Annotated in this window: 2 protein-coding genes; both read left to right on the top strand. The window is 69.1% G+C overall.

The window, feature by feature from the left end:
- Positions 1-1,295: FAD-dependent oxidoreductase (locus HRL41_RS11865; protein ID WP_172137199.1), on the top strand; the 1,295-nt coding region annotated here is incomplete at its 5' end.
- Positions 1,292-1,588 carry a ferredoxin family protein gene (locus HRL41_RS11870; protein ID WP_165172724.1) on the top strand — a complete coding sequence of 99 codons (297 nt, stop codon included), beginning with the start codon at positions 1,292-1,294 and terminating at the stop codon, positions 1,586-1,588. The genes HRL41_RS11865 and HRL41_RS11870, both read left to right, overlap by 4 nt.
- The last annotated feature ends 4 nt before the right edge of the window (positions 1,589-1,592 follow it).

Consider the following 1,592-nt stretch of genomic DNA (forward strand, 5'->3'; position numbering starts at 1 on the left):
TGGCTGACTTCGATGCCATCGTCGTAGGCGCCGGGTGCGCTGGCCCGGTTGCCGCCTACGAGCTCGCGAAGGCCGGCAAGAGCGTTCTCGTGATAGAGCGCGGCAACTTCGCCGGCGCCAAGAACATGACCGGCGGCCGCGTGTACTCCCATGCGCTGAAGGCCGTGTTCCCCGACTTCGAGCAGGAGGCCCCGCTCGAGCGCAAGATCACGCGCGAGCGCATCTCGCTCTTGTCCGAGGACGCCAGCTTCACCGTCGACTTCACCTCCGACGAGATGCTCAAGGAGGGCCAGGACTCCTACTCCGTCCTGCGCGCCCCCTTCGACTCGTGGCTGGCCGAGAAGGCCGAGGAGGCCGGCGCCGAGCTCATCTACGGCATCGCCGTGGAGGGCCTGGTGAAGGACGACGCCGGCAAGGTCGTCGGCGTGCGCGCCGGCGAGGACGAGATCACCGCCGACGTGGTCATCCTGTGCGACGGCGTGAACTCGCTGCTGACCGCCGAGGCCGTGGGGGCCGCCCGGCCGCCCGCCTCCGCCGTCGCCGTGGGCGTCAAGGAGGTCATCGAGCTGCCGGCCCCGGTGATCACCGACCGCATCCTGGCCGCGTCCGACGACGAGGGCGCGGCGTGGCTGTTCGCCGGCGACTCCACGAAGGGCACCTTCGGCGGCGGCTTCATGTACGCCAACAGGGACTCCGTCTCGCTGGGCATCGTGGCCGGCATCGAGGCGACGGCGAGCCGCGGCAAGGCGCCGGTGTACCAGATGCTCGAGGACCTGAAGGCCCAGCCCTCGGTGGCCGCGCTCATCCGCGGCGGCAAGGTGGTGGAGCACTCGGGGCACATGGTGCCCGAGGGCGGCATCAACATCATGCCCGACCTGGTCGGCGACGGCGTCATGCTGGCCGGCGAGTCGGCCATGATGTGCATCAACCTGGGCTACCAGGTGCGCGGCATGGACTTCGCCCTGGCCGCCGGCATGCACGCGGGCCGCGAGGCCGCGCGCGCGCTCGACGCCGGCGACACCAGCAAGGCGGGCCTCTCGGGTTACGTGGGCGCGCTGGAGGACAGCTTCGTGCTGAAGGACCTCCGCCAGTTCAAGAACGTGCCCGGCTTCATGGAGGGCTTCACGCGCATGTTCGACGGCTACCCCCAGATGCTGCGCGACATGATGAACGCCCTGCTCGTCGTGGACGGCAGCCCGGTCAGGCCCATGAGGAAGTCGATGATGCCCATCGTGAGGCAGGTGGGCGTCATGAACGTCCTCAAGGACGCGAGAGGGGCGATGAGGGCGCTATGAGCAGGTTGGATTTCACCGTGAACGTCGACGGGTACCTGGCAAGCAACAAGTACGAGGTCGACGAGGAGAACGCGCACATCGAGCTGGCGGAGGACCCCGACCCGGCGGAGTTCGACAAGCTGGTCATGGTGTGCCCGGCGGCGCTCTACCAGCGCGACGAGGACGGCGCCCCGACGTTCGACTACGCGGGCTGCCTCGAGTGCGGCACCTGCCGTATCCTGTGCGGGGACACCATCATCGCGAAGTGGGCGAACCCGGGCCCCACCATGGGCGTGTCGTACCGCTTCGGCTGAGGGT

Origin of the sequence: Adlercreutzia sp. ZJ473 (assembly GCF_013185065.1) — a bacterium.
Taxonomy (GTDB): Bacteria; Actinomycetota; Coriobacteriia; order Coriobacteriales; family Eggerthellaceae; genus CAAEEV01.

What these genes read in the sequence shown, in the direction of transcription:
- HRL41_RS11870 (WP_165172724.1), top strand. Translation starts at nt 1,292, where the DNA reads ATGAGCAGGTTGGATTTCACCGTGAACGTCGACGGGTACCTGGCAAGC.